Origin of the sequence: Parasaccharibacter sp. TMW 2.1891, assembly GCF_023337675.1 — a bacterium.
GTDB lineage: Bacteria > Pseudomonadota > Alphaproteobacteria > Acetobacterales > Acetobacteraceae > Bombella > Bombella apis.
The window spans coordinates 400,657-423,241 of the sequence record NZ_QORT01000001.1; the positions used below are offsets into that span (position 1 = coordinate 400,657).

Annotated in this window: 17 protein-coding genes, 1 tRNA gene and 1 riboswitch; of the genes, 7 read left to right on the forward strand and 11 right to left on the reverse strand. The window is 61.4% G+C overall.

Annotation, left to right across the window (positions count from 1 at the left end):
* Positions 1–45: 45 nt before the first annotated feature.
* Together DTJ15_RS01745 and DTJ15_RS01750 are read left to right on the forward strand one after the other, a co-directional pair.
* Complete coding sequence (locus DTJ15_RS01745) at positions 46–2,658, forward strand: AsmA family protein (RefSeq protein ID WP_249109283.1); 2,613 nt, start codon at positions 46–48, stop codon at positions 2,656–2,658.
* Between the two features lie 20 nt (positions 2,659–2,678).
* A complete protein-coding gene (locus tag DTJ15_RS01750) occupies positions 2,679–3,392 on the forward strand; it encodes an ATP12 family protein (protein WP_081562939.1) in 714 nt (237 codons plus the stop codon).
* 99 nt (positions 3,393–3,491) lie between these two features.
* On the opposite strand, the gene ispF is transcribed toward DTJ15_RS01750, so the two are convergent.
* The 3 genes from ispF to metZ all read right to left on the reverse strand — a co-directional run bounded on the left by ispF (position 3,492) and on the right by metZ (position 6,590).
* The gene (gene ispF, locus DTJ15_RS01755) at positions 3,492–4,715 is read right to left on the reverse strand and encodes a 2-C-methyl-D-erythritol 2,4-cyclodiphosphate synthase (protein WP_249109286.1); all 1,224 of its coding nucleotides are present in this window, start codon (positions 4,713–4,715) and stop codon (positions 3,492–3,494) included.
* A 26-nt stretch (positions 4,716–4,741) separates the two neighbouring features.
* The gene (gene apaG / locus DTJ15_RS01760; protein ID WP_154981641.1) at positions 4,742–5,218 is read right to left on the reverse strand and encodes a Co2+/Mg2+ efflux protein ApaG; all 477 of its coding nucleotides are present in this window, start codon (positions 5,216–5,218) and stop codon (positions 4,742–4,744) included.
* Between the two features lie 160 nt (positions 5,219–5,378).
* Positions 5,379–6,590 (reverse strand): O-succinylhomoserine sulfhydrylase, encoded by a 1,212-nt coding sequence (metZ, locus tag DTJ15_RS01765; RefSeq protein WP_043560889.1) that lies wholly within the window; start codon positions 6,588–6,590, stop codon positions 5,379–5,381.
* Positions 6,591–6,668: 78 nt separating this feature from the next.
* Positions 6,669–6,749, reverse strand: a riboswitch (SAM riboswitch).
* 168 nt (positions 6,750–6,917) lie between these two features.
* On the opposite strand from metZ, the gene DTJ15_RS01770 reads away from it, so the two are divergent.
* Positions 6,918–6,991 (forward strand) — tRNA-Gly (locus tag DTJ15_RS01770).
* A 32-nt stretch (positions 6,992–7,023) separates the two neighbouring features.
* On the opposite strand, the gene DTJ15_RS01775 is transcribed toward DTJ15_RS01770, so the two are convergent.
* The 8 genes from DTJ15_RS01775 to DTJ15_RS01810 all read right to left on the reverse strand — a co-directional run bounded on the left by DTJ15_RS01775 (position 7,024) and on the right by DTJ15_RS01810 (position 17,584).
* Positions 7,024–8,400, reverse strand: coding sequence for a cytosine permease (locus tag DTJ15_RS01775; RefSeq protein WP_249109288.1), 1,377 nt, complete (start codon positions 8,398–8,400; stop codon positions 7,024–7,026).
* 39 nt (positions 8,401–8,439) lie between these two features.
* On the reverse strand, positions 8,440–10,950 hold the full coding sequence (locus tag DTJ15_RS01780) for a TonB-dependent siderophore receptor (RefSeq protein WP_243831589.1): 2,511 nt from the start codon (positions 10,948–10,950) through the stop codon (positions 8,440–8,442).
* A gap of 42 nt (positions 10,951–10,992) precedes the next feature.
* Positions 10,993–11,973 (reverse strand): homocysteine S-methyltransferase family protein, encoded by a 981-nt coding sequence (locus DTJ15_RS01785; protein WP_249109290.1) that lies wholly within the window; start codon positions 11,971–11,973, stop codon positions 10,993–10,995.
* Positions 11,974–12,307: 334 nt separating this feature from the next.
* On the reverse strand, positions 12,308–12,856 hold the full coding sequence (locus DTJ15_RS01790) for a hypothetical protein (protein ID WP_052349154.1): 549 nt from the start codon (positions 12,854–12,856) through the stop codon (positions 12,308–12,310).
* A gap of 78 nt (positions 12,857–12,934) precedes the next feature.
* Positions 12,935–13,672, reverse strand: coding sequence for a 2OG-Fe dioxygenase family protein (locus tag DTJ15_RS01795; protein ID WP_249109292.1), 738 nt, complete (start codon positions 13,670–13,672; stop codon positions 12,935–12,937).
* Between the two features lie 237 nt (positions 13,673–13,909).
* A complete protein-coding gene (locus DTJ15_RS01800) occupies positions 13,910–15,172 on the reverse strand; it encodes an NAD(P)/FAD-dependent oxidoreductase (protein WP_081562941.1) in 1,263 nt (420 codons plus the stop codon).
* A gap of 234 nt (positions 15,173–15,406) precedes the next feature.
* The gene (argJ, locus tag DTJ15_RS01805; RefSeq protein WP_249109294.1) at positions 15,407–16,642 is read right to left on the reverse strand and encodes a bifunctional glutamate N-acetyltransferase/amino-acid acetyltransferase ArgJ; all 1,236 of its coding nucleotides are present in this window, start codon (positions 16,640–16,642) and stop codon (positions 15,407–15,409) included.
* A gap of 3 nt (positions 16,643–16,645) precedes the next feature.
* The gene (locus DTJ15_RS01810) at positions 16,646–17,584 is read right to left on the reverse strand and encodes a peptidylprolyl isomerase (RefSeq protein WP_043560875.1); all 939 of its coding nucleotides are present in this window, start codon (positions 17,582–17,584) and stop codon (positions 16,646–16,648) included.
* A 343-nt stretch (positions 17,585–17,927) separates the two neighbouring features.
* Here DTJ15_RS01810 and secA point away from each other — a divergent pair, with 343 nt between their 5' ends.
* From secA to ruvA, 4 genes are all read left to right on the forward strand, one after another.
* Positions 17,928–20,585 carry a preprotein translocase subunit SecA gene (gene secA / locus DTJ15_RS01815; RefSeq protein ID WP_249109296.1) on the forward strand — a complete coding sequence of 886 codons (2,658 nt, stop codon included), beginning with the start codon at positions 17,928–17,930 and terminating at the stop codon, positions 20,583–20,585.
* Positions 20,586–20,686: 101 nt separating this feature from the next.
* Positions 20,687–21,436 (forward strand): YebC/PmpR family DNA-binding transcriptional regulator, encoded by a 750-nt coding sequence (locus tag DTJ15_RS01820; protein WP_043560868.1) that lies wholly within the window; start codon positions 20,687–20,689, stop codon positions 21,434–21,436.
* Positions 21,433–21,939, forward strand: a complete 507-nt coding sequence (gene ruvC, locus DTJ15_RS01825; protein ID WP_043560866.1) for a crossover junction endodeoxyribonuclease RuvC — start codon at positions 21,433–21,435, stop codon at positions 21,937–21,939. Before DTJ15_RS01820 ends, ruvC begins: the two co-directional genes overlap by 4 nt.
* Complete coding sequence (gene ruvA, locus DTJ15_RS01830; RefSeq protein ID WP_043560863.1) at positions 21,936–22,574, forward strand: Holliday junction branch migration protein RuvA; 639 nt, start codon at positions 21,936–21,938, stop codon at positions 22,572–22,574. The genes ruvC and ruvA overlap by 4 nt, the downstream gene beginning before the upstream one ends.
* Positions 22,575–22,585 lie beyond the last annotated feature (11 nt).

Genomic DNA, 22,585 nt, shown 5'->3' on the forward strand with positions numbered 1-22,585 from the left:
TTTGCAGGGGGACCTGGCCGCCTGAGAAAACGAGGACACAGGCAGATGAAAAAGCTGGCAGCAATCCTGATCGGGCTGGTGGTGGTGGTGACAGGCGTGAGCCTTGCTCCGCAGTTTCTGATAGACCAGAACAGGCTGCGGCAGCGTGTCACGGAGGCCTTCCAGCAGCAGACGGGGCTGGAGCTGAAGATGGGGGAAACGTCCTTCCAGCTGCTGCCATGGCCGTCTTTTCAGGCAACAAATGTCGTACTGACAAGACCGGGTTGCACGCCCTTCGTGGCGGCCCGGTCCGTCCATGCGGACCTGTCTTTGCTGGCGATACTGAACCGGGAGATTTCCTTTCAGGAATTCACGGTGAGGGGCGCGGGCATCATGCTGCATCGGGCCAGCGAGAAACAGTGCTCCACGTGGCTCCCTGTAATCTCGCAGGATCAGAGGGTCGCAGCGCCTGTGGCCGGTGATGCCGTCACCCCCCGCTGGAAGGTCAGCTTCGGAGGGCTGCATCTGACTGATGCTGAACTCTCATGGCAGGATGATCTGTCGGACAGTCATGTCCCGGAAGGAGGCCACCTTCATCTGGCCAGTCTGGAGATGGCGGGCATGCGCAGTGTGAGCCCGTGGGTGGATCTGCGGGGCACATATGGGCACACGCCTTTTACGCTGCGGGGACGGCTTGGCCCTCTCCATCAGCTTCTCTCTGCGTCTGCCGGACAGAAAGACCCGTGGGCTTTCAGCCTAGGGCTGACGCTGGGGACCGGCGAGCACCAGGACCATGCCACGCTTGATGGCCTCATGCGGGATGCCCACCGGCTGAAAGGTGTGAATTTCACGCTGTCCGGTCGCTGGACATCCCTGCGGGGCCTGCGGCATCTGCTCTCACGGGCGATGCCGGTTGATCTGGGGCAGCTTGAGGGGACAGTCCGCTTCCACAGTGATGATGACATGGTGGCTGCCAGCAACGGAACGGACATGGCTCTGACGGATGCCCTGCTGCATCTGCCCCGGCGTCTGGTGCTGGATCAGGTTCATGCCCATTTGGGCAGTGCGACCCTGCCTGCGGGCATGTGGCATGTGGCGGCACCGCTGCAGCTGAGCGACATCCAGATTGATGCTGACAGTGCGCAGGCACCATTTGTCCTTCAGGGGCAGGCTGCCTGGGGGCGTTATGCCTGGCTGTTTCATGGTGAGGCAGAGAGTTTGCAGAGGGCACAGTCTGCTCTTTTGGGCCGCATCCCGGCATCTGTCGGGCTGAAGCTGAACGTGCAGGGGCAGGACAGAACATTATCCAACCTGTTCAGCCGGGGTGATGCCGCCAGAACGGATGCCAGACAGGACAATGTGTCTTTCGACCTTCAGGGACAGGCCGGGCGGCAGGGCAGTATGCTGGCTTTTTCCGGCCAGGCAGCCCTGTTCCAGTTTCCTGACATCAGGGGAATTCCGGGCCTGCTGGTGCATGATGGTCATGTGAAGGGGCAGCTTGTCTTGGGGCCGGTGAAGGATGCAGGCCTTTCTTCCCTGTCGCTTCAGGATGTGGTGTTTGACAGTCAGGAAGCGGGCGGAAACCTGTCGGCGGACCTGCCCATGCAGCCGGATGCGGGGCTTGTGGGCAAACTGCATCTGACCCATCTGGAGGGGGAGCGTGTCTCTTCCGCATCGCTCACACCTGCTGCCGAGCCGGCAGTGCAGGCGGGGCCTGTGCCCGCTGCGGGCAAGGGAGAGCCCGGTGATGCTGCGCAGGCATCCCGGCCGCCAGAGGTGGCCCCTGCGGAAGGAAAGGCGTCTGAGACCCGTCTGACGCAGTGGTTCGGAAGCATGGCGGGTCGACCGTTCGATGTAGACATGACAGCAGATCAGCTCCATGTGGCAGGCATCGCCTATCAGGGGCTGCATCTGCATCTTCTGGGGCTGGAGGGGCGGTTGAGTCTTTCCGTGCTGGGAGGGAGCGTGCAGGACGTGCCGCTTGCGGGTGAGGTTGTGCTGGATGGCACGGCTGACCCTCTGCGGATGGGCATGAAGGCGCATCCATTCATTCTGCCGGCCAGCTGGGTACAGAGCCTGCTGGGGCAGCCTGTGATGTTTGAGGGGCCTGTGCAGCTGGAAGGGGCTCTCGGGACGGAAGGCGCCCAGCCTGAGGCCCTGTGGCAGGCCCTGGATGGCCAGATGGGCCTGTCCCTTGTGGATGGCCGTGTCCAAAGGGAGGTTCTGGCACCATTGGCAGGCCCTGCGGCCAGTCTCCTCAAGCTGGGTTCTGGCACGATGGGGCTGCGCTGCTTTGCCGGGACGGCGACATTCGGGCATGGTCAGGCACATTTCAGTGACATGGCTCTGGAGGTGAAGCATCTTTCCCTCATCGGGCAGGGGACGATGAAGCTGGGTGACATGAGCTACACGTTCCAGCTCATGCCGCATGTCACGCTTGTAGGGGCGGATTTTTCCACACCACTGGCCCTTTCAGGGCAGAATGGCACGGTTCACATAGGAGCGCAGGACAAGGATCAGGCTGTTCTGGATACAGCCCGTTTTGGCAGTGATGCTTGTGCTCATGCTGTCCAGCAGGCTCGTGGCGGGCAGAAGGGTCTGGCCCTGCCTGCACGGGATGATGGCCATTCTGGCGGGGCAGGCGGGATTCTCCGGGCCCTTGGTCTTGGTGGCAACTGACAGGAAGGAAGAGCAGCGTCATGGCACAGTTGCACAGGCGTTTCTGGAAACAGGTGACAGTGGGGCCAGTCGGTGAGTCTGGCCAGCAGGGACCATTGCTGGATGGCAGGCCCGTGAAGCTGCCTGCTGGAACGGCCCTGGCCGTGTCATCTCCTGCTCTGGCAGAGGCCCTTGCGGAAGAATGGCGTCAGATTGCCGAGGGTGCCCAGTTCACCCCGGATGATCTGGTCCTGACCCGCATGGCGGGCAGTCATATCGAGCGCATCCTGCCCGATCGTGCAGCGATGGAAGCCGCCCTGCACGCTTATGGCATTGATGACAATCTCTGCTACCGGAGTGTGGCGCAGGATGATGCCGTGACGGCCCGCATCCGGGCCTGGGCAGCGGAACAGGGGCTGCATCCGGCCATGACGGATGGTCTCATGCCTCTGGAGCAGCCTGCCGCCTATGGCGAGGCCCTGACGCATTACCTGTCGCAGCTGGAGCCTGCCCAGCTGACGGCTCTGGGTGTCATGGTGCCCATCATGGGCAGCCTGCTTCTGCCGCTGGCTCTGGTGCATGACGTGGTCAGCTTTGACGAGGCCGTGCATCTTGCCCACGCCGACGAATACCGTCAGCTGGAAAAATGGGGCCACGACAGGGAACTCGCCACACTGCTTGAGAAGCGGAACACGGACATTGCCGATGCGCTCCGTTTCCTGCATCTGGCGCAGGGGCGGGTGAAAGCAGCCTGACCGGACAGGAAGCGTGATTTCATGGAACGGAAAAGCCCCTCCAGAACGGGTCTCTGGAGGGGCTTTTTCACGACTGGCCCTGCGGAAGGAGGGAGCGTCTTACTCCCCGCTGTCCGGCACCATGATGCTGACGGCAGCCGTGGCGGCGATGCCTTCTTCCCGCCCCGTGAAGCCCAGACGCTCGGAAGTCGTGGCCTTGACGGAAATGCGGCTGGGACTGACCTTCAGCAGCTCGGCAAGACGGGCACACATGGCCTTGGCATGAGGGCCGATCTTCGGGCGCTCGCAGATGATCGTCAGGTCCGCATTGACCAGCATTCCTCCTTTGGAGCGGATCAGCTCTCCGGCATGGATGAGGAAGCGGGCGGAATCCATGTCACGCCATTTCTCATCCGTGGGGGGGAAGTGACGGCCAATGTCGCCCTCATTCAGCGCACCATAGATGGCGTCGCAGAGCGTATGGATGCCCACATCGGCATCGGAGTGACCGGCAAGGCCCTTCTCATGAGGAATCTCGATGCCACAGAGGATGAGCTTGCGGCCCTCGGCGAAGGCGTGAACATCGTAGCCCAGACCGACACGGGGCAGCAGAACGGGAGCCTGCGCAGGCTGGGTCTTCTGGTCCTCAATTACACGTTCAAGCCGCATCAGATCCTCCGTAACGGTCAGTTTGATATTGTCTTCCGAACCCATGACGATCGCCACCTTGTGGCCTTCCGCCTCCAGCAGGCCGGCATCATCGGTCAGGGCGGTGCGGTGCCGGTCATGCAGGTCCCGCAGCAGCGGGAAGGAGAAGCCCTGCGGGGTCTGGGCACGCCAGAGGCCTTCCCGTGAGACCGTCCCGGTGATGAGGCCATTCTCCACCTTCTTCAGCGTGTCGCTGACAGGCAGGGCCGGGATGACACCCTCATGGGTCTCCAGTGCCTCAAGGGTACGGGTGATGACAGCAGCCGGGACGCAGGGGCGGGCACCATCATGCACGAGAACGACATCAGGCGGCTCGGGCAGTTTTGCCAGGGCCTCCAGTCCGGCCCGCACGCTGTCATGCCGTTCGGCTCCGCCCTCGACCGGGGGAAGGACATCCAGCCCTGCCAGGGCCTCGGGCAGGAGCGGGTCGCTGCCAACCGGCTGGAGGACATCGATATGCGGCAGCAGGGCCATGGCGGCGTGCCGGATGACCGGCTGCCCGGCCAGAAGATGGAACTGCTTGCTTATGTTGGCCTGTTCCTGCGGGGCACCGGCAGAGAACCGCCGCCCACGCCCCGCCGCCAGAAGAAGGGCGGCAATGCGTCTGTGTTTCGGGCGGGCATGAGGGGCGTTCAAGATGGCGGGTCCTTTTCTGCTGTCCGTCAGTGGGTCATGCCCATGTGATGGGGACTGTCCAGACTGAATACGGGCACGGTGACATCAAAACGATGGCCGCTGGCCGGAGTGACCATGTGGTAGAGGCCCTCCATGAAGCCGCTCGGTGTTTTGAGTTCAGCTCCGGATGTATATTGATAGCTGCTGTCTGGAGCAATGACGGGCTGCTCGCCCACCACGCCTTCACCATGCACGTCTTCACGCCCACCCCGATCATCCGTGATGGTCCAGCTGCGTGAGAGAAGCTGGATGCTCTCCTTGCCTCTGTTTTCAATCAGCACATGATAGAGCCAGACATAACGGTGTTCTTCCGGGTCGGAATGTTCATCAACCCAGAAAGGGCGGACATTCACGGTCACGTCGCCGGTATGGGCCGTAAAGGCGGGCAGGGACGTGATGGGCTCCATCTCGAGGGTTTCCGTCTCGGCCATCGGGCCTTCCGGGGGGAGGGAATTATCGGACATGGGCCTTTACTAGAATCATTATGGGGATTTGTCAGGTCATTCTGTCAGGAGCGGCGGATTTTCCTTACTGGTATTCTGGAATGTCTTCATATGTCTGACCTGTCGTGGCCGCCCGTCCCGTTCACGGGGAGTGCGGGGACGGGCTTGCAGGCCGGGTCGTTCAGCCTGCCTGCCGGGCGGCTTCGGCCCCACGGCGCAGGTCCTCGATCAGGTCCTCCACATCTTCTAGCCCGACCGAGAAGCGGATGGACCCATCCGTGATGCCCAGAGCATCACGCTGTTCCTGTGTCAGCTTGCGGTGGGTGGTGGTGGCGGGGTGGGTGGCAAGGCTGCGGGCATCCCCCAGATTGTTGGAAATGGCAATGAGCCGGAAGGCGTTGAGGCAGGCAAACGCCCCTTTCTTGCCATTGGCGACGCTGAAGGCCACCAGTGTTCCGCCATTGCTCATCTGTTTCCGGGCAAGGTCGGCATGGGGATGATCCTTGCGGCCGGGATAGCGGACGGACGTGATGCCGGGCAGTTCGCTCAGGGCGTCAGCAAGGCGGGCGGCATTGCGGGCCATGGCCTCCACACGCAGGCGCAGCGTTTCCAGCCCCTTGGACAGCACCCAGGCATTGAAGGGAGACAGCGTGTTGCCTGTATTGCGGACGAAGGGCTGGAGTGTTCCGGTGATCCATTCCTGACTGCCCAGAATGGCCCCGCCCATCACACGGCCCTGACCGTCAATATGCTTGGTACAGGAATAAATGACGACATCCGCCCCGAGTTCCAGCGGCTTCTGGCCGACAGGTGTGGCGAAGACATTGTCCACCATGAAGATGGCCCCCGCCTTGTGGGCAAGGTCGGCAATGTGGCGGATGTCCAGAACATCCAGCATCGGGTTGGAGGGGGTCTCGATCAGCACGGCCTGGGTGGGTTTGGAAAGAGCCTCTTCCCAGGCCTTGAGGTCGGTGCCGTCCAGCATGACGGTCTCGATGCCATAGCCGGGCAGCAGCGAGTCCAGCAGCCAGTGTGTGGAGCCGAAGAGCGCACTGCTGGCCACGACACGGTCACCAGCCTTCAGCTGGGCCAGCAGGGCACAGGAGACGGCCCCCATGCCGGTGGATGTCGTCTGGCAGGCCTCGGCCCCTTCAAGCAGGGCAAGGCGATCCTGAAGCGCATCAACCGTGGGGTTCCCATAGCGGGAATACTGAAGATGCTGGATTGTTCCTTCAAAGGTGGCTTCGGCCTGTTCTGCACTGTCATAGACAAAACCGGAGGTCGGGAAGATGGCGTCCGACGTTTCACCATGTTCGGTGCGGTTGCGGGCCTCGTGCAGCAGACGTGTGTCGGTGCGGCAGGAGGAGAGGAAGGACTGGTCGGTAGAGGGCATGGGTTCCTCCAGCTGAAGAGGCAGACCACCCGGCGGCCTGCCCGATTAGGATGGAGGCCGTATGAAGTCCTGATTCTGCGGGAGAGAAACAGGGCCTCTTTAGCGCATGTTCTTTTACCTCGCCGCAAGCCGGCCTATCAAATCACGAGGGTGGGTTACCGTCCAGCAACGCCACGCCCCGACTATGCGCCCGGTGGAAGGGGGCGTCAAGGAGAACCGGTCACGGTTCGCTGGAAGATGTTCGGGAAAGGGCGATACTCTGCTGGAAAATATGATGGAAAGGGGATTGCGCAGGGTTTTGCCAGCCGGTATAAGAGGCCCCACGAAGCGGATGTAGTTCAATGGTAGAACGGCAGCTTCCCAAGCTGCATACGGGGGTTCGATTCCCCTCATCCGCTCCAGTCTTTCCCCTGAAAACCAGAAGGTCGTCTCTTCATCCGCCCGGTTGTTGGGTGTGGTGGGCTTTTCCGTACCGTGCCAGCAGAAGATAGCTGAGCGTGGAGACGAGCAGGGCCGTCAGCCATGAGATGTCCACGCCATGCAGCCGCTCCAGCAGCGGGCCGTGATAGAAGGACAGGTTGAGGAAGGGAATTTCCGCCAGAATCCCCAGCCCGTAGCTGAACAGGGCCGGGCCGTTCACAAGCCCATAGACCCCGCCATCCCGTTCGAAAAAGGATGGGACATGATAGTCCCCTTTGCGGATGAGGTAGAAGTCCGAGAGGTTGATGGCTGTCCACGGGATCATGACGGCCATGAGCAGGTCCAGCAGGGCGCTGTAGGCGGCATTGAAGGACTTCGCCATGAAAAGGGCCATCGCCGTGGCTGTCAGGATGATCAGCAGGGTGATGATGAGGCGGCTGCGCCCCCGTGGCTGCCAGCTGGTGCGGCAGCTGTGCAGCAGCGTGATGAGGGAGAGCGTGCAGCAGTAGAGGTCCATGGCATTGGCGAAGGCGATGGACAGCCCCAGGACGAGGATGATCAGCCCTGCCCATGGTCCCGTCATGTGAGTGATGGCGACGGCGGGTGATAGCCCTGTGGCGGCACTGAGGAAGGCCCCCGCTGCCATCGCCAGAAAGGTTCCGCCGACCGTGCCGCCATAACAGGCGAGGAAGATGCGGGGATAGCTGGCCTTCTCATCCGGCAGGTAGCGTGAGGAATCGGAGACATAGGGAGCCGTGGCGATCTGCCAGAGCACGGCGATGGAAAAGGCCTGGAGAAACCCGGCAAAGGAGCCGTGCATGTCTGCCAGAAAGGCCTGCCCGTGTGGCAGGCTCGCCAGCCCGACAAAGAAGCAGAGCAGGATGACGGCCGTCGTGATGAAGGAAACCGCCGAGGAGAATATCTCGATCGTCCGGTAGCCGATGATGCAGGGCAGCAGGCTGAGGACGGCCATGATGAGGATGGCCGGATGTGCTCCCAGCGAGGGCAGGACACTCCGCAGCGCATCGCCGCCCACCACGCAGTTGGAGGCGACGAAGCTGACATACATGACGACGACCATCAGGATGACCGGCATGGCCCCCCATGCGCCGAACTGCCCCCGGCTCTGGATCATCTGCGGCACGCCAAGCCGTGGCCCCTGCACGGCATGAAGGGCCATGAAGACAGCCCCGAGCAGGCTGCCAAGCAGGAAGGCAAGGGCCGTGAGAGTGAAGGAGATGTGGCACTGCAACGGCCCCAGCGCACCCGTCACGACCGTCAGCAGCGTCATGTTGGTGCTGAACCAGATGGTGAACTGGTCCCGCGGGCGGCCCCGCCTGTCCGAGGCGGGGATGGGGTGGATGGTGTGCTGCTCGATCGCTGAGAACATGGTGGTCTGCCCTGTCGTGGTCCGTGCCTGTCTCCGGGGTTACAGGCTGATGTTGATGCGCCCGTAGTAATAGCCGCCCGTCATGGGGATACCGGCGGAATTGTTGTCGTAGAACAGTGAGCCGGTGTAGGAGTTTTCCAGCGGCATCCGGCGGGGCCGGACGTTGAAGAGGTTGTTCCCGCCGACGGCCAGATGGATGCGCTTCGTGGCCTGGAAGCCGACCTCAAGGTCCGTCAGCCAGGCAGGTGTGTTCACGAAGCGGTGGAACTGGCTCTGCGAATATTGCAGGGCCGCCGGGGCCTGGTCCTGATAGGTCACGTTGTTGACCGTCTCGCCATAGCGTGTCTGGCGGAGGTTCACATTCCAGCGGTTCAGCTTCCAGTATGCGTTGAGAACGATCTTGCTGCGGGGTGACGCCGTGGTGAGGTAGCCGATCTGCTGGGCATTGAGGATGGGCGATCCGTCCGCATAGGTGTTGAGATGGTGGATGCGGGTGCGGTTCAGATTGAGGGCCAGGCTGAGATTGAGTGACCCGTAGCGGTGCAGCTTCAGGGCGTAATCGGCCATGATGTCCAGCCCCTGCGTGCGGGTGCTGGCCCCGTTGGTGAAGTAGGTGGCTGTGACGTTGTCCGGGTCCAGCCCGCCGGGCAGGGAGGCCCCCATCAGGGCGATGGCATTTTCTGCCGCACTGCCCTGGAAGCTGCCGCCCGGTGAGATGCGGTTGCGGATGTTGATCTGGTACACGTCAGCCGAGACATGAAGGTTCGTGACGGGTTCCAGCACGATGCCGCCGCTGGCGTTGGTGGAGCGTTCCGCCTTCAGCCGCTGGGCCCCGAGGGAGCTGGCCGCTGCGGAACTGACAGGCAGACTGGCCGAGGCCCCGTTGGGGATGACGCTGAGCACGCTGTAATGCTGCTCCAGCAGGGTGGGAGCACGGTAGCCGTTGCTGATGGTGGCTCGCAGGGCAAAGCGTTTCGTCACGTCATACCGGGCGGCGATCTTGCCCGTCTCGGCATTGCCGGAATCGGTATAATGCTCATACCGCCCGCCGAAATCGACATCGAGATGCCGGAGCGGGTGGAAGTCCGCATCAATGTAGCCCGCCCAGACGTTGCGGGTCCATGATCCCGCATTCTGCGGCATCAGGCCCGCAAAGCCCTGGAGACCACCCTTGTAGTAGGAGGCAGGCTCACCGGCCCCGATGGTGTATTTCTCCAGCCTGTGCTGGGCGCCGAAGGAGAGGTCCAGCGAGCGGCCGGGAGCAAAGGCGAACCTGCGGCTGATGTTCAGCGTGTTGTTCCACTGTTCGTTCTTGAAGCGTTCCGTCCGGACCTTCGTGGGGGATGTGCCATAATCGGCATAATAGGCCGGGCTGCCACTGTTCTTCAGGGTCATGTGGTCATCATCGGCCCCGTATGTCGTGTTGGCATCCCAGTGGAACCCGGCAGGCAGGCGGCCCTTCAGCCCCAGTGTGACGGCGTAGTCCTGTTCCTCCATGGCCTCGATGGGAGAAAACCCGTCGGGATAATATTGCGGGAACGTGTCCGGCGTCCGGTAATCCTGGAAGCCTTCACCGTGACGGTGGGCGTAGGTGACAAAGCCGTAGCCTTCCAGGGATTGGGTGAAATGCTTGCCGAAATTGAGGCTGAGGGTCTGGCGGGTTTCCTCGGCAAGGCTGAGGGCCGGGTCGTCATAACGGTTCGTGCGGACGTCCAGACCTTTCTGGATGAAATGGTCGGTATGGTACATCTGCCCGGCCAGATTGACGTACCCGTCCTCGCCCAGGGCTAGGCCCTTGTCGAAGCCGAACTGGTACTGCCAGCCATCGCCGTTATAGGCATTTGCGCCTGTCTGGGCATCAATGTCGGAGCTTCTGACGTCCTTTTTCAGCACGATGTTGATGACACCGGCCAGCCCGTCCGCCCCGTAGCGGGAGGCGGCACCGTCCCGCAGGATTTCGATATGGTCGATGGCTTCCGGGGGGATCATGTTCAGGTCCACCGGGCTGGAGCCTTCCTCCGGCCCGCTGTCGGCACTGATGTTCGCCGTGGTGTGGCGGCGTATGCCGTTGACGAGCACGAGCGTGTGGTTGGGGTTCAGCCCCCGCAGGCGGATGGAGGAGGTCAGGGCCGAGGCGTCATACCCTGCTGCACTGATGGTGATGGACGGATTGATGCGGGCCAGAGCTTCCGCCACGTTCAGCTGCCCCGTGCGCTGGAGCTGCTGTGCCGTGACGATATCCACCGGTGAGGTGCTGGCCCGTGCCCGTTTCAGCGGTGTGTTTGTCCGGTGGACGGTCAGATGTTCGGCTGATCTGGCATTGATGGCATGGGGCCTGTGGCGGGTTGTGGATGTGCTCTTGCGGGCCTGTGTCTTTTTGCTGGCCGCTGGGGAGGTCGTGGTCGTGCCTGTCACTGTGGCGGCTCTGGCGGTGGATAGTGAGCCTGACAGGGCCGTGGCGAGGCCAAGGCCCATGCCGCATGACCCCATAAGCCAGGAGAGGGACAGCAGGGAGGCAGGCAGACGGTGAGAGCCATGCAGGCGGGGCATTGTGGTGTCTCCAGAGTGCGAAATGGGCGGTGGGTCAGCAGGTCAGGAAAAACGGGCGGCGAGGGCGGCGACATGCTCCGGCCCGATGCCACAGCAGCCCCCGATGATGTCGGCCCCGGCAGCAAGCCAGTGCTGGGCGAAGTCGGCGTAACGCTGGGATGTCAGCGTGCCATCCAGTGGAGTGATGCTTTCATTGGCTCCTTCGCCTTCGCCGTCATGATGGTTGTGGGCGAAACCGTTGGCATACACGCCCAGTTTCAGGGTGGTGGAATCACCGTGTGTCTTCAGCACCTTTCGGGCTGTGTGCAGGGCCGTTTCCATGATGCGGGGGTCGCTGCAGTTGAAGAGCAGGGCCTCCAGCTTCAGCTGAAGGGCGGCTTCCACGGCTTCTTCCAGCAGTTCACCCGACCGCAGGCGGACCGGGGCGTGCTGGTGGATGAGAGCGGCGGGATCGGAATCATCCAGCGTGAAACTTCCCCAGAAGGGGCGTGCATCGTCCGTGCTCTGCTGGACGAGCCTGTGGGCTGTCTGCAGTTCGGCGATGCTGCTCTGTGTTTCTGCCAGCCAGAGATCGGCCGAGGGTGCCAGCCCACGGATGAGCGGCGTCAGGATAGCCTTTGCCTTCTGGGGGGTGAACAGGTCGGGACGGTAAGAACCACCAGCCGGGGGCAGGGAACCGGCCAGAAGAGACGGCTTTCCACCCTGGGCCTGTGCTGCAATGGCCTGCCGTCCCAGATGGCCGGAGAGGCGGGCCAGTTCCTCGCCCCGTGCGGCAAAACGTTCCTCACCGATATGGAATGGCACGACGGCATAGCTGTTGGTCGTGATGACATGCGCCCCGGCCTTGAGGAAGTTCTCATGGGCCTGCTGCACCAGATCGGGCCGCTCTATCAGGCTGAGGGCTGACCATTCCGGCTGGCGGAACGGGGCTCCCATGCGGTGCAGCTCCCGCCCCATGCCACCATCAAGGATGAGAGGTGTCCGGTCAGCTACGGAAGAGAAGGGCGTGGTGGAAGAAGGCATGGCGCTGGCTCATTGGGGGGCTGTGGTCTGGTCCCCGTTTTCTGTCTGTTGAAGGAGCGCCATGGGTAAAAAAACTTGACGAAAATATCAATCCCATACACATATAAGCATGATGTTATATGTAAAGTATAGAAGTGGGCGGAGATGGGTATTATTGAGAGCTAAAGGTGACGGCAAGTTAATGTATTGTATTTATCATATAATGATATGATTATATCTATATAAAAAACTGTAAAAAATATTTTCTCCGGTATCAGCCGGATTTTGTCATTCCTTTGCAGAAAGATGAAAAAGGGCCCCAGCGCCTGCCAACATGACGGTGGGGCCCGAAGAATCAGGGGCTGTTGAGAGTGTCCTCGTATTTCTGCCCGTCAAATACCCAGCGGTCGTTGCCATCAATAATGATGTCAGCCAGACCGTTGTGACGCTGGCGGGCAATACGGATGGAACCGTTCACGCTGTCCAGCAGTGTGTCCCATTTGTTGCCATTCCTGCGATAGATGGAGGTGGTACAGCCTGCAGACCCGCAGAGGCGGTATGATTGCAGCTGCACGAACAGGATCATGTTTTTCTGCTTTGGGGCGAGTTTGGCTGTCCCTGTCAGGACGATGGGTGTCTCGTTGTGGCGGGCCGCATCGTCCAGAAGGTCTGCATTCAGGCTGCGGGCCTGCCTGTCCAGCTCCGTGCCGGGCTGGGCTTTCAGCTCCACGGGTGTCGTGCTGGAGTGCTGTGCTGAATGATGATGACGTGACGGATGCTTCTGGCTGGCCGCCTCGGCCGGGCTGGTCTGGATGAAACCGAAGAGACCCATGACGATGGCGGAACGGCACAGGTTTCCGGCAAGGCCACGGAGGCGGACAGGAACAGGTGATGAACGGGTCATGGCGTCGTTATCCTCTGGGGGACGGGTCAGGAAAAGACAGGGAAGCCCGCCATGAATGGCAGGGTAACGGGGTTGTGTTCATTCATACCGCAAGGTGACGACGAGCACGTCACGGTAGGCGGGCAGGGTGGGGTCTTCCGGTTCTACCGCCGTCACGCCGTGATAGACACGGTGATCGTCCACAATGGCAGTATCCAGCGGCTCTGTCAGGGTGAAGGACCCCAATACGGTCTGCTGGTCCAGCGCATGGATGCTCGTGACGCCTTCCCGTATGTTGCAGCGGTTGACCATGAAGACGAAAACCCAGTCCACGCCATCACGATGCATCCCTTCCGGCGTGGGAAGAGCCTCTGCATCGCTGGCGGCCTCGATGCGGAACTGATGGACCTCCACATGCCACGGGGCTGGCTGGGGTCGTTCCGGGGAGAGGTGGTCCGCCATGGTGGAGGTGGCCTGGAGAATGGCCGCAAGGGCCGGATGTCGCCCCATCTCGTCAGTGATGGGACTGAACCAGCGTTCTACCCCGCCATTGAGCAGATTGTAATCCCGGCTCTGATAATGGGGCTGATGGTCCTTGCGGGTCAGACTGTTCCCGGTGATGGAAAAGGTCCCATAGCGACGACGGCGGTAGCGCCCGCCATCAGCCATGTAGAGGTCCATGCCCAGATCATTCCAGCTTTCAGCAAAACCCTGCCAGTCTTTCAGGCCGCTGGGCTCCAGCCACGCTCTGGCCTGTCGAGCGGGGAGAAAGGCAAAACCGTTTTTGATGATCTGCTGTTCGATAGAACCGGTGGAAGCTGTACAGGATAGGGTCATGGCAGGCGTTCCCCTGTCGCCGCAAGGGGAGCAGAATGGGGCTGCCCTTTTCTGGCGGTACGGATCATGATGGCACAGAGCCCGAGTATAAAAGGTCTCCCGGCAACTGTCTTGCGCCTTGTGCCGTCCTGGTGAGAAACCTTGATGGTGGAGTGTACAGGCCTTTTTGAGCCCCCGCAGGGCAAACCCCCTTCACCTGCCGTGAAGGGGGCTGCCGGGTTGGGAGGAAGGGCCGCTTCAGTCCTGTTCCGGCTGTGCTGACGGTTTCTTGCCGTTCAGATCAGGATTGTTGGGCTTGAAGCGTTCGCCGAGGGCTGCACAGACGGTACGGAAAAGACCGCTGATGCCCATCTGGTGCTGGCGGAACAGACCTTCATGGATGAAGCGGGCCAGCTGGGCTCCAAAGCCATGGCCGCCGAACCCCTTCTTGGAGGGCCACATGCCCCAGGCATTGTACCGCCCCAGAGCCACGACGGCGCCACGGTCGTTATAGACGAACGGGACCGCTGCCTTGCCAGCCAGCTGGCGGGGAATGGCAACCCGGCCGACATAACGGCCTTCCTGCCGGGCGGCCTGCGCCGTGGGGGCTGTGGGGTTGACCTCCATGCGGGCGCAGTCACCGATGGCATAGATGGACGGGTCTTTCGTGGTCTGGAGCGTGTTGGTGACCATGATCTGCCCGCTGCGGCTGAGCTCAAGATTCTTCAGGAGAGAGGTCGCCACGCAGGCTTTCACCCCAGCAGCCCAGATGGGGAAGTCGGACTCGATGCGCCGGCCATCCTTGAGGGCGATGTATCCGCAGCCGACCTCACTGACCATGCCGCCGGTGATGACATCGAATCCCAGCTTCTCCAGTTCGGCCTTGGCCTCGGCCGAAACCTGCTCGGGGAAAGGCGGCAGCAGTCTGTCCTGCGCCTCGATCAGCGTGGGCCTGAGCAGCCTTTTGCGGGCAGAGGGGCCAAGGCCGGGAGTGCTGTCGATGGCCTGGCAGAGCTCGGCAGCCAGCTGCACCCCAGTGGCACCACCCCCAACAATGTTCAGGTGGACAGGCTTGTTTGTCAGCTGCGCCCGCTCGATGAGCGTACGGAAACGGTCGTGGATGGCGTTGGCATCAGCCAGGGTATTGAGGAAGAGGCAGTTTTCTTTCGCCCCGGGCGTGCCGAAGTCGTTTGCGCAGGAGCCTAGAGCCACGATGAGCAGATCGTAATTCAGGACCTGCCCGTTTTCCAGGTTCAGCGTCTTTGTTGTGCTGTCGATGGTGTCCAGCGTGCTCTGGATGAAGGAGAAGCCGAAACGTTTGGAAAGCTCATTGAAGGCGAACAGGTTGCCTTTCTGGCCGATCGTGCCGGATGCCAGCTCATGCAGGACAGGCTTCCAGATATGGACGGCGTTCTGATCAATCAGGGTAATGCGGACATGGGAGTTGTGGCTGAGCTGGGTTGCGGCTTCCAGCCCGCCAACACCACCTCCCAGAATGACGACATGTTTCTTTGCGGACATGGAACCGTTCCTCGTTTTTCCGACGTGACAGGCGCAAACAGAACGCGCAGCAATATCTGAGCTCTAGCGGTCCGCCCTGCCATATACAAGCCCTGTCATGGTCATCGATGTTGTTTTCTGATTGTCCCGGTCCCCTATCACCCCGGGGGGTACCGGTGCCTGCCGGGGCAGGGCCTGCCCCCGTCCGCAACTGGGGGTTGACCCTGCCGGATATGGGCGGAAATGCCCCCGGTATCAGCTTCTGTATGAGCCGTTTATGTCGATGTAACCGTGTGTCAGATCACAGGTCCAGACGCTCGCACGGCCGGATCCAAGCCCCAGATCTGCCGTGATCGTGATCTCCTGCTGGCGCATGTAGGCATTCAGCGCCTCGACATCATGGTCCTTCACACTGCCCTGGCTGGCCACCCAGTGGTCCCCGATGGCAATGGAAAGGCGGTCCCTGTCGGCAGGCTCACCACTCTTGCCAACGGCCATGACAATACGCCCCCAGTTGGCATCCTCTCCGGCAATGGCGGTTTTCACCAGCGGAGAATTGGCAATGGCCATGGCGATCCTGCGGGCGGACCCGTCATCCTGAGCTTCCTGCACATCGACACGGATCAGCTTGGTGGCACCCTCGCCATCACGGACGACCAGCAGAGCCAGCTCATGGAGCAGGTCCTTCAGGGCCGTGCGGAATTCCGCTAGGGCGGCATCCTCATAACTGCCGATCTCTTCATGCTCGGCCTGCCCGGTGGCAAAAAGCATCAGCATGTCGGATGTAGAGGTATCAGAGTCCACCGTGATGGAGTTGAAGCTCGGCCCCACGCCTTCTTCCAGCAGGGCCTGAAGGACCGGCTGGGGCAGGGAGGCATCTGTGGCGACGTAGGCCAGCATGGTGGCCATGTCCGGCGCAACCATGCCCGACCCCTTGGCTATGCCCTGGAGGCAGACCGTTGTGCTGCCGATCTTCACTTCACGACGGGCCGCCTTGGGGAAGGTGTCCGTGGTCATGATGGCCCGGGCCGCTTCTTCCCATCCATCAACATGCAGGGCTTCAATGGCTGCGGGCAGGGCAGAGAGGATCTTCTTGTAGGGAAGCGTCTCGCCAATCACCCCGGTAGAGGCCAGGAAGACATCCTCGACAGGGCAGCCCAGCTGATGGGCGACCTCTCCGGCACAGGCTACCACGGCCTCTTCCCCGGCACGACCGGTGAAGACATTTGCATTGCCGGAGTTCACCAGCAGCGCCCGGGCATGGGGCGTGCTGGCGAGCGCACGGCGACACCAGGGGATGGGAGCCCCCGGGCAGAGATTGCGGGTATAGACACCTGCGGCCGTCGTGCCAGGGGCGAACTCGACCAGCATGAGGTCGGTCCGCCCGCTGTAGCGGATGTTGGCCTCCACACCACTGAGCCGCACCCCGGCAATCGAGGTCAGCTTGGGCAGTGAGAGTGCCAGTGGGGAGCGGGGGTATGGTTTGGCCATGGCTCAGTGTGTTGCCTGTGCCGGGGCAGCGGCAGGTGCCGGTGCACTGGTGATGGGCTGGCCCTTGGCATCATAATGCACGATTCGGGCCTGCTTCTCGGCAGCTTCCACCACCTTGCGGACTTCCTGGCGGATCAGGTCGCGGCGGATCTGGTCACGCACCTGCTCAAAGCTCGGCACGGGGGCCGTGCGGGTCCCCAGAACCTGGATCACGTGCCAGCCATACTGGGTATGGACCGGCTTCTGGGTGATGGTGCCGGACTTCATGGCAAAAGCGGCGTTGGAGAAATCCGGGATCATGTCCCCACGCTTGAACCAGCCAAGATCGCCACCATTCGTGCCGCCGGATGCCTTGTCCGTGGAGAGACGGCCAGCCAGCTTGGCAAAGTCGGCCCCCTTGTTCAGCTGCCGGATGATCCCTTCAGCCTTGGCCTCGCTATCCACGAGGATGTGGCGGGCATGGACTTCCTCCTCAGGCTTCTTGGAGGCGAAATGCTCCTGATAGTAGGCCTTCAGGGCATCGTCCGTCAGCTTCGGTGCAACCTGCTCCTCCAGATAGGCATTCTGGAGCACATTGTTTGCTGCTGCTTCCATGGCAGCCTTGACAGCCGGCTTGCTGGCCAGACCGGCCTTGTCCGCCTGGAGCTGGATGGCCTTCTGGTCGATGAGCTGGTTGATCAGGAGCGGAATGATGACGGCCGGCTGGAGCTGGCGCGCCTCCGGCGGCAGGGTGGCAGCAGCGCGCTGGACATCGCCCAGGGTGATCTTCTGGTCATTCACGGTGGCGAGCAGCATGTTCGGGTCTGCTGCGGGCTTGGCCTGCGGCTGTGCGGCGGGGGCCGGCTGGGCGTCGGCGGCCACGGCCTGCGCTGTCAGCGAGGCAGAAGAGGAGACACCCCCGATAAGGGCCGTGCACAGGAGAAGAGAGCGGGAAAGCCGCATGTAAGACCTCATCATTTCGATCTGTTAAAACTCAGCCCTTTCACCATGACAAAGCCTGCCTGCCCTAGCAAGGGCTTTGGTGCCGGAAAGGCGAAGTATTGCCTATATTTTATGTTGGTACGGACGTCAGGTTGGGCTGCTGGTGCCTGACAGGGGAAAAAGCGGAGAATTGCGCTGCGTCCGGAAGCCGGACGGGGGCTTTCCCATTGACCATGATGACGAGGGCCCTTATGTCGGACATGATATGAAAAGCGTTGTGACCATCCGCAGCGGGCGTTTCCTTGTTTCCCACAGGGGAGAGGGGCGCACATGGTTGCTGGTGGCAAAATTTTCAGGGTAACTCATGCTTTCACGCCTTGCTCGCGCCCTCTTCGGCCACTCCAACGACCGCTCACTCAAGAAGTATCAGCGGCGCGTGCCGGAGATCAATGCTCTGGAGCCGCAGATGCAGGCTCTCACGGATGATGAACTGAAGGGTAAAACTGCGGAATTCCGCCAGCGTCTGGCTGAGGGTGCCTCCCTTGATGATCTCCTGGACGAGGCCTTTGCTGTCTGTCGTGAGGCCTCCCGCCGTGTGCTGGGGATGCGTCATTTTGATGTGCAGCTCATCGGGGGCATGGTCCTGCATGATGGGCGGATTGCCGAGATGCGGACGGGTGAGGGCAAGACCCTTGTCGGGACCCTGGCTGTCTATCTGAATGCCTTGTCTGGCAAGGGCGTGCATGTTGTTACCGTCAATGATTATCTGGCGAAGCGTGACGCTGAGGAAATGTCCCGCCTCTACGGCTTCCTTGGCCTGACCACCGGCGTGATCATCCCGAACCTGACGGACGACCAGCGCCGTGCGGCCTATGGAGCGGACATCACATACGGCACGAACAACGAGTTCGGCTTCGACTATCTGCGGGACAACATGAAGTATTCGCTGGATGAAATGGTCCAGCGTGCCTTCAGCTTTGCCATTGTCGATGAGGTGGACAGCATCCTCATTGATGAGGCCCGTACGCCGCTCATCATTTCCGGTCCGGCGGATGACAGCTCCGACCTTTATCGCCATGTGGATGCCGTGATTGCCCGGCTGGTGAAAGAGCCGGATGTTTATGACAAGGATGAGAAGCTGCGTACTGTCACGCTGACGGAAAAAGGCTCCGACCGTGTCGAGGAGCTGCTTCAGGAGGCGGGCCTGCTGCGTGAAGGCGGTCTGTATGACCTCCACAACGTCTCGGTTGTCCATCATGTCCAGCAGTCCCTGCGGGCCCGGACGCTTTTTACGAGGGACGTCGATTATATCGTCCGTGACGACAAGGTGATGCTGATTGACGAGTTCACGGGCCGCATGATGGATGGCCGCCGGTACTCTGATGGCCTGCATCAGGCGCTGGAAGCCAAGGAAGGTGTGGAAATCCAGCAGGAAAATCAGACGCTGGCCTCCATCACTTTCCAGAATTATTTCCGTCTCTATCCCAAGCTGGCTGGCATGACCGGTACGGCCATGACGGAAGCTGATGAATTCGCCGAGATCTACAATCTTCAGGTCGTGGAGATTCCGACCAATCTGCCCGTGCGCCGCAAGGATGCGGATGACGAGGTCTATCTCACGGCGGAAGAGAAATATGAGGCCGTGGCTGAACTCGTCCGCAAGGTGCATGAGACAGGCCAGCCCATTCTTGTCGGTACGGCCTCCATCGAGCAGAGCGAGGTTCTGTCACACCTGCTGCGGCAGAAGCGTATTCCGCATAATGTGCTGAATGCCCGGCATCATGAGCGTGAGGCCAGCATTATCGCACAGGCCGGTGCGCCGGGTGCCATCACCATAGCCACGAACATGGCAGGGCGTGGTACGGACATCAAGCTCGGTGGCAATGTCGAGATGCTGGTGGCTGAAAAGACTGCCGGTATTGAGGATGAAGCTGAGCGGGCTGCCATTGCGGAACAGGTCCGGGCGCAGGTGGCCGTTGACCACAAGCGGGTACACGAGCTTGGTGGGCTGTATGTCATCGGGACGGAGCGGCATGAGAGCCGCCGGGTGGACAACCAGCTGCGTGGGCGGTCTGGCCGTCAGGGTGACCCGGGCAATTCCCGCTTTTTCCTTTCCCTTCAGGATGACCTCATCCGCATTTTCGGCTCCGACCGCATGGGGGCGATGATGCAGAAGATGGGTCTCAAGCGGGGTGAGGCCATCGTGCATCCGTGGCTGAACCGTGCGCTGGAAAAGGCGCAGAAGAAGGTCGAGGCCCGCAACTTCGACATGCGCAAGAACACGCTGAAATACGATGATGTCATGAATGCACAGCGCAAGGAGGTCTATGCCCAGCGCCGTGAATATATGGCATCCGCCGATGTGTCTGGCGTGATTGCCGAGATGCGGGGGAAGGTGATTGAAGAGCTCGTCCATGCCCATATTCCGGAGAATTCCTTTGTGGAGGCCTGGGATGTGGATGGCCTTGCTGGTGAGCTGCATCGCATCCTGAATCTGGACATGCCGATTGCCGACTGGGCAAAAGAAGATGGCATGGATGAGGAGCATCTGATCGACCGCATCGAAGAAACAGCCACGAAGGCCCATGCAGCCCGTTCAGCGACTGTTGGCCCGGAAATGATGCGGTTGATCGAGAAGCATATTCTTCTGACATCATTCGATGCGGCATGGAAAGAACATCTGCACGGGCTGGACCAGATGCGTCAGGGGATTGGCCTGCGGGCTTATGCCCAGCGTGACCCGCTGAACGAGTACAAGCAGGAAGCCTTCCAGATGTTCACATACATGCTGGAGGACCTGCGGCTGCGTGTCGTGCAGTCTGTCGGGCATGTCCAGCCCGTCAGCGAGGCACCGTCCATGCCGCCGGGGCCGACTGGCTTCATGGAGGAGGATGGTCCCGCTGATGAGGAGGCGCTGGATACGGCCACGCTGGCCCGCTGGCTCAATGAGGTCCCCCGCAATGCTCCCTGTCCCTGCGGGTCCGGGCAGAAATTCAAGCACTGCCACGGCAGGATGATCTGAGAAGGCGGGCTGCTTCCTGCTGGGGGCAGCCCCTTCTGATGCACGGTGTGCTGGTGCATGGTAATGGGTGTTTCAACATTGTTTTGGGAGAAGTAAGGTCCATGGCAGGACATTCACAGTTCAAGAACATCATGCACCGCAAAGGTGCGCAGGATGCTAAGCGCGCCAAGCAGTTTGCCAAGGTCATCCGTGAGATCACGGTGGCCACACGGTCCGGCATGCCAGACCCGGCCATGAACCCCCGCCTGCGTGCTGCCATCACGGCAGCCCGTGAGGTCAACATGCCCAAGGATACGGTCGAGCGTGCCATCAAGAAGGCCAGCGGTGCCGGTGGTGGTGAGGATTATGTGGCCGTCCGTTATGAGGGCTACGGTCCGGCTGGTGTGGCCATCATCATCGAGGGGCTGACTGATAACCGCAACCGTACGGCCTCCGAAGTCCGGGCGGCTTTCTCCAAGCATGGTGGTTCCATGGGAGAAACCAATTCCGTGTCCTTTGGCTTTGACCATATCGGCGTGATCACCTATCCGCAGGATGCTGCTTCTGAGGATGACATGCTGGAAGCCGCCATTGAAGCCGGGGCTGATAACGTGGAGACCACGGAAGACGGCCACGAAATCACCACGGCCATGGAGGCCCTGATGAGCGTGCGTGATGCGCTGGAAGGCCGTTTTGGCGAACCCCGTTCCGCCAAGCTGGACTGGCGTCCGCAGACGACCGTCACGCTGGATGAGGATCAGGCCCGCTCCGTTCTCAAGCTGATTGACGTGCTTGAGGAGAATGACGATGTGCAGGCCGTCTATGCCAATTTCGACCTCCCTGATGAGGTGGCCGAGGCTCTGGCAGCTTGATCCGTCTCATGGGGATCGACCCCGGCCTGCGTTTCATGGGCTGGGGTATCGTGGATGTGGAGGGGAACCGCCTGCGCCATGTGGCTGACGGTGTGCTGGCGACCCAGAGTGGTGATGACGTTCCTCGCCGTCTGTGCGACCTGCATGAGGGGCTGATGAGGCTCATCCAGCAGTATGGTCCTGCAGAAGCTGCCGTTGAGGAAACCTATGTGAACCGCAACGGCTCCTCCACGCTCAAGCTGGGCTATGCCCGTGGCGTGGCCCTGCTTGTGCCCGCCCTTGCCGGGCTGAGCGTGCATGAATATGGGGCCATGGCTGTGAAGCGGGCTGTGGTTGGTACGGGGGCGGCCACGAAGGAGCAGGTCAGCATGATGGTCCGCCGTCTGTTGCCGGGGGCGGAGGTCCGGCGGGCTGATGCGTCCGATGCACTGGCTATCGCCATCTGCCATGCCCATCATCGGGCCAGTGCCCGGCATGTAGCCGCAGGAGTACGCATGGCATGATCGGACAGCTGACAGGCCTTGTCTCTCATATCGATGGTGATCACTGCCTCATTGATGTGAATGGGGTGGGGTATGTTGTCTCAGCCTCCAGCCATACGCTGGGGCTGCTGCCCCGCCCGCCGGAAGTCGCCCGTGTACTGGTGGAAACGGTTGTGCGGGAAGATGCCATCCAGCTCTTTGGTTTTGCGGAGGCGGATGAGCAGGCATGGTTCCGTCTTCTCACGACCGTTCAGGGTGTAGGGGCCCGTGTGGCTCTGGCCATTCTGTCAGTCAGCCGCCCCAGTCTGCTCTGGCAGGCTGTCCATGCTGAGGACAGGACAGCCTTTACGCAGGCTGCCGGGGTTGGCCCCAAGCTGGCAGTCCGCCTCCTGACGGAGCTCAGGAGCAAAGTGGCCAAAATGCCGGCTCCTGCCAGCATGAGTGGGACGTCCATGAGTGCTGGGGGGGGCGGAGCAGCCATCAGTACCAGCCTGCATGGCAGTGCCGGGCTGGAGCAGGATGCCCTCATGGCGCTGGAAGGGCTGGGCTTCCGTCGGGCTGAAAGCTGGCCCATCATCAGCCGTCTCATTGGAGACCACGTTGGGGAAGGGCTGGATGTCATCATCCGTCTTGCTCTCAAGGAACTGGCCCGGTAGGCAGAGGGTAG